The sequence below is a fragment of the Treponema sp. R80B11-R83G3 genome, from assembly GCF_054786115.1.
Map to the genome: position 1 here is coordinate 1 of NZ_BDHF01000096.1, position 5414 is coordinate 5414.

Genomic DNA, 5414 nt, shown 5'->3' on the forward strand with positions numbered 1-5414 from the left:
CACTACGCGGTAAGTATTGTCGGGAAGTTTTAAATGTGAAATTATTCTTACTACAGTTCCTAGCGCGTAAGGTTCGTCGGATGACAGGCGCAGATCGTTCTTTTTTAAACACGCGGCAAAAAGGCGGTTATCCCTTTTAATTGCTTCATCCAAAGCGGCAATGCCCGGTTTAAACGTGATAAAAATGGGAACCACAGTTTGCGGGAAAAGCACAAGGTCTCTTAACGGCAAAAGCGGAAGGTCTTCCGCAGAAAGTTCTTCAGTTCCCGAATAATCATAAAATAAAGAGCTTTTGTCCTTACGCCGGGAAAAGAATCCCAGCGCGGAAGACACCCTTTTTTTTTCTTCGGCGTTTTTTCCCACAGCGTTACGCGCTCTTTTGCTTTTGTTCCAGATATATTATCTGCGGCGGTTCTGATTTTTCCACCGTATCTTGAGAAATTATTATTTTTTTATCGCCCGGTATCGAAGGAATGTCAAACATTATGTCCGTCATAAGTTTTTCAACAATCGCCCTTAAACCGCGCGCTCCTGTTTTTTGCTTAATAGCCTTGTCCGCTATCGCGTCAATGGCTTTTTCCGTAAACTCAAGTTTTACGTTGTCATAAGACAGGGACGCCTGGTACTGGCGCACGATGGCGTTACGCGGTTCCGTGATGATCCGTTTTAAATCTTCGAGTTTTAATTCTTCAAGGCCGACGATAATGGGAAGCCTTCCGATAAATTCGGGAATCATGCCGAAACGGATTAAATCGTCAGGGTGCAACGCGTCGTAAAGCTCTTTTAATGATTTTTCCCTGCCGCCGCCTTCGGAGCCGAAGCCCAGCGGATGATTCACTACGCGCCGCGCTATTAATTTGTCGAGCCCTACAAACGCCCCGCCGCAGATGAAAAGAATATTTGTGGTGTCAATGCGTATCATTTCCTGATTGGGATGTTTTCTGCCGCCCTGTGGCGGAACGGAAGCGACAGTCCCTTCGATTATTTTTAAAAGCGCCTGCTGGACGCCTTCGCCTGAAACGTCTCGCGTAATAGAAACATTTTCGCCCTTACGCGCTATTTTGTCGATTTCATCAATGTAGACAATGCCCCTTTCTGCGGCGGAGATATTGCCGCCCGCGCTCTGAATCAATTTAAGCAAAATGTTTTCAACATCTTCGCCGACATAACCGGCTTCCGTAAGGGTTGTCGCGTCCACGATGGCAAACGGAACTTTTAATTTCTTCGCTAGGATTTTTGCGAGTAACGTTTTGCCGGTTCCCGTAGGGCCGATTAAAAGAACGTTGGATTTTTCAATTTCAACTTCATCGCTTTCTTTGGACGGGGGATTCGCGATTCTTTTATAGTGGTTGTAAACGGCGACTGAAAGCGCTTTCTTGGCGTTGTCCTGCCCGATGATAAACAGGTCAAGGTATTTTTTAATTTCCTGCGGAGTCGGAATATCACCCGTAAAATGCGAAGTAAGCTCGTGTTCTTCTTCGCTTAAAATTTTGCGGCAAACTTCTATACATTCATCGCAGATAAAAACGTCATTGGGGCCGGCGATTAAACGCCGCGCCATGTCGGCGCTCTTTCCGCAAAAAGAGCAGACTCTTTCAAATACTTCAGGTCCGTTACGAAGTTTTGCCATTTTTCTCCCTCGTTAAAATGGAGTCGGCTATGCCGTACTCAACCGCGTCCTGCGCGGACATAAAAAAATCTCTTTCCAAATCGGACGCTATTTGTTCTGTTGTTTTGCCTGTGTGTTTGGCGAAATATTCTATTATCAGTTTTTTTAAGCGTACTATCTCTTTTGATTGAATGCCGATGTCCCGCGCCTGCCCCTGAGCGCCGCCCCACGGCTGGTGGATAAGCACCCTTGAAGACGTAAGCACTTTTCGCTTCCCAACGGATCCTGCCGTCAAAATAAGGGCGGCCATGCTGGCTGCTTGTCCAAGGCAAATTGTTTGAACTTCCGATTTTAAAAGCTGGATAGTGTCGTAAATCGCGAGGGCCGCAGTGACGGAACCGCCGGGAGAATTTATATAGAGGTTGATGTCCTTATCGGTATCCTGTCCGTCCAAAAACAGAAGTTGGGCTACGACGAGATCGGCGGAAATATCGTTTATCTCCCCGTCCATAAACACAATGCGGTCTTTTAACAAGCGGGAAAAAATATCATAGGAACGTTCCCCCATTCCTGTTTGCTCAACTACGATAGGGACCAGACTGCTCAATTTTGTACTCATATTCTAAATTTAACCATTATCTGTCATAAAATCCAGATAATTCTCCTTTTTTCCTTGTTTTAAATTGTTTTCCGCAAACATCAAATCTGTAACTTTTTTCTCTCTTATATCCTCTTTTAAATAAAAAATCGCTTCTTCGTTGTAATGCTTCTTTATCTCGTCAATTTCCATGCCGTTTGCAGCGGCAATTGATTCAAATTCTTTTTCCACATCCTCGTCAGAAACTTCGATTTTCTGTTCTTCCATTAAAGTTTCGATTATAAGTCTGGAATGGAGCGCTTTTTCAGCCATTTCACGCCATTCTTTGTCTTTTTCAGCGTTGCTCATCATTTGCGCTAATGTTTCCGAATTTGTGTTGTAGTACCGCGCAAGCCGCCTCCAGCGCCCTTCAATTTCAGCCTTAACCATGGATTCGGGCAAGATGACGGGCGTATTTTCCATTATTTTCATTAAAAGCGCGTTTAGTTTTTTCTCGCGCAGGTGTATTTCAAGGTTTTTGTTCAATTTCTCTTTAATGCTGTTTTTTAAGTCATCCAGAGTCTTGAACTTTTCATCGACATCCTGCGCCAAATCATCGTCTAAATCGGGTAGTTTTTTCTCTTTGAGCGCCGTAAGCGTTACTTGAATTTTCTTTGAAGTGCCGGCAAGTTCCGGTTCAAAATGATCTTTATCAAATTTTTTGACAAATTCCTTTGTCGCGCCTTTTTTCATCCCTATGACATCATCGTCAAATTTGTAAACATTGGTTCCCGAGCCGATTGTAAAGACAAAATCCTTGCGCTGCATATCGGGCATCGCTTCGCCGTTTTCTTCAAAGAATTGGTAGTCGATGGTTACAACATCGCCTTTTTTCGCGGAAGCGTTGTCGTCCTTATCCATGACAATGGCGTTTCGCTCGCGGATTTCGTCCAGTTCCTTATCAATGTCTTTTTTCTCGACTTCCGCGTAAGGATACTCAACCTTTAGCTCCTTCCACTGGCCGATTTTCACTTCCGGCAGGACATCGTAAATTACGGAAAATTGAAGGTCATTATCAAAGTCAAAAACAGGCTTTCCCTGAAGTTCCGGAGTGGAGTAGGGAAGCGGCTTGTCGCTTCGCGGCAGGTTTTCATCTTTAAAAACCTCCTGCAATGCCGATTCCATTATCCGCCCCAACGCGTCGTCTTTAAGCGCGTCGCCGAATTTCCGTTCCAACACTTCCCGTGGGACTTTCCCCTTGCGGAAGCCTGGCAACTGCATGTTTTTGGTATATTCCCCTATCATCTCATTATATTGAGAGCGCACATCCTCTTTGGGGACGGTGATATTTAAAGATACATTTGATTTTTCAAGCCTTTTAATTTCTTTTGTAATAGCCACTATTTTCCTCTATATATTAATAATTTCATACTGCGAGAGAAGGGACTTGAACCCTTATGCCTTCGGCACCAGATCCTAAGTCTGGCGTGTCTGCCAATTCCACCACTCTCGCTTTTACGCTATTTTATAACATTAATCAAGAATGGTACATACCTCACTATGGGATATAATTAGCCTTTTTGGGGATTTGACAACAGCCTGGACGGATCGCCCGGCAGGTTATAAATTAAAAACCCGTGCATTACTTATGCTGATAATACACCGGCTTAATGAAATTCTCATGGACAACACTGACAATATGATGACTGATTTCCGCGTAAATAAAATAATTCGTTTTATTGCCATGCATTATTTCGACAAAATCACGGTGAAAGAACTTGCAAAGATGGTTCATATGCACAGAGTCAACCTGGGGCGTCTGTTTAAGCATCAAATGGGTATGTCAATTAACAAGTACATAACTAAGATACGGGTACGGAACGCCGAAATGATGCTGCAAAGCGGTGACAATGTGCAGGATGTTGCCGAGCACTGCGGTTTCAGCGACGTTTCCTATTTTTCCAAGTTGTTTAAAAAGATACGGGGCTTTCCCCCGTCAAAGTGCACACCTGAAAAACAGAGCGAATAAATGCTTCAAATAATAACTGCACGTTAACTGCACGGTCCACACCTTTCACAAAATTATTAAATCAAACTGTTTTTATAATTCCTTATCCTGTAAGGAATTAATTATGAACCGTGGAAGTATCGAACTTCCGACCCGGAGATTATGAATCTTACCGTTAATAATATAAAGGGCGCTGCCCTTTACAATATATGTAATATCGTATTCGTCTATAAAATTCTTAAGAAGCCGCCAATGTGAGTCGCATTTTTTGTAAGTGCTGTCAATTATTTTGGGTATAAAGTCATCGTTAACTATTTCGTTCATAAAATAATCTCTATGATCGCCAGTTTAATCTATAAACAGTAGATTAGTCAAGCATCACGGCATTTAAAAGAAAATACCTAAATCAGGGATTTATTCATTTTATGCTAGAAAAACACATGAATGTCTAATTTTTACAAATAAGTGAAAAAGCCCCTCTTTTTTTTATGCTTCATATTTACCCGAAAGCTAATAAATTACATTTACCTATCACATTGGCTAAGTTATTTTCTTTGTTAAAGATCTGTTAATGGTTTTTTAGGTCGTAATTTGAGACAAAAGTTTTTAATTAAGTTTTAACTGCCGGATATTATCCGGCGAATGATATGAACTGGAACCAAAATATGATGACCCTGAATGACGATTATGTGCCGCAAATTCTTTATAGTACCTATTTAACATGCCAGCCTGAATGGAATAAAATTCCGCATTTTTTGAAGAATAATGAAATAGTCTACATTGTTAAAGGCGAAGTACGTTATACGCTAAATGGGAAGGATTACGATCTAAAACAGGGAGACCTGTTCTGCTTGAAAGAAGGCGTAAAAATAGAAGCCGCCGCCAATTTAAGCAGTCAAATGCAGTGCTATACCGCGGGTCATACTTCGCTTTACAAGGAAACTAAAAGTTCCCCATATCCTTTTCCGATGGTTAACCATATAGGCATAAGAAAGGAATTAGTCGATTTGTTCTCTGAAATGACGGAAAGTTGGGCTAATCAGCGGGCAGGTTACATTATGCGCACGCGCGCGCTTTTAATGCTGATTATGAACTATCTGTCTGAAATTATCATATATAGAACCGATAAAATGACCGGCGATTACAGGGTAAATAAAGCGATCAGTTTTATAGCCTCGCATTACAGCGATAAAATCACGGTGAAAGAACTTGCCGAGAAG

The 5414-nt window shown here is 42.1% G+C and carries 7 protein-coding genes and 1 tRNA gene; 2 read left to right on the forward strand and 6 right to left on the reverse strand.

Features of this window, described 5'->3' with window-relative positions; genetic code table 11:
• The 5 genes from ACYVRH_RS10770 to ACYVRH_RS10790 all read right to left on the reverse strand — a co-directional run.
• Positions 1-363 (reverse strand): LON peptidase substrate-binding domain-containing protein (locus ACYVRH_RS10770; RefSeq protein WP_461256916.1); only part of this gene is annotated, 363 nt, incomplete at its 3' end.
• A 4-nt stretch (positions 364-367) separates the two neighbouring features.
• Positions 368-1630 (reverse strand): ATP-dependent Clp protease ATP-binding subunit ClpX, encoded by a 1263-nt coding sequence (gene clpX / locus ACYVRH_RS10775; protein WP_461256917.1) that lies wholly within the window; start codon positions 1628-1630, stop codon positions 368-370.
• A complete protein-coding gene (locus ACYVRH_RS10780) occupies positions 1614-2228 on the reverse strand; it encodes an ATP-dependent Clp protease proteolytic subunit (RefSeq protein ID WP_461256918.1) in 615 nt (204 codons plus the stop codon). Before ACYVRH_RS10780 ends, clpX begins: the two co-directional genes overlap by 17 nt.
• Positions 2229-2237: 9 nt before the next feature.
• Positions 2238-3587 (reverse strand): trigger factor, encoded by a 1350-nt coding sequence (gene tig, locus ACYVRH_RS10785; protein ID WP_461256919.1) that lies wholly within the window; start codon positions 3585-3587, stop codon positions 2238-2240.
• Between the two features lie 31 nt (positions 3588-3618).
• Positions 3619-3699, reverse strand: a tRNA-Leu gene (locus ACYVRH_RS10790).
• 75 nt (positions 3700-3774) lie between these two features.
• On the opposite strand from ACYVRH_RS10790, the gene ACYVRH_RS10795 reads away from it, so the two are divergent.
• On the forward strand, positions 3775-4215 hold the full coding sequence (locus ACYVRH_RS10795; protein ID WP_461256920.1) for a helix-turn-helix transcriptional regulator: 441 nt from the start codon (positions 3775-3777) through the stop codon (positions 4213-4215).
• Between the two features lie 72 nt (positions 4216-4287).
• On the opposite strand, the gene ACYVRH_RS10800 is transcribed toward ACYVRH_RS10795, so the two are convergent.
• Positions 4288-4518: a hypothetical protein gene (locus ACYVRH_RS10800; RefSeq protein WP_461256921.1), complete on the reverse strand. Its 231-nt coding sequence runs from the start codon at positions 4516-4518 to the stop codon at positions 4288-4290.
• 323 nt (positions 4519-4841) lie between these two features.
• Here ACYVRH_RS10800 and ACYVRH_RS10805 point away from each other — a divergent pair.
• Positions 4842-5414: AraC family ligand binding domain-containing protein (locus ACYVRH_RS10805; protein ID WP_461256922.1), on the forward strand; the 573-nt coding region annotated here is incomplete at its 3' end.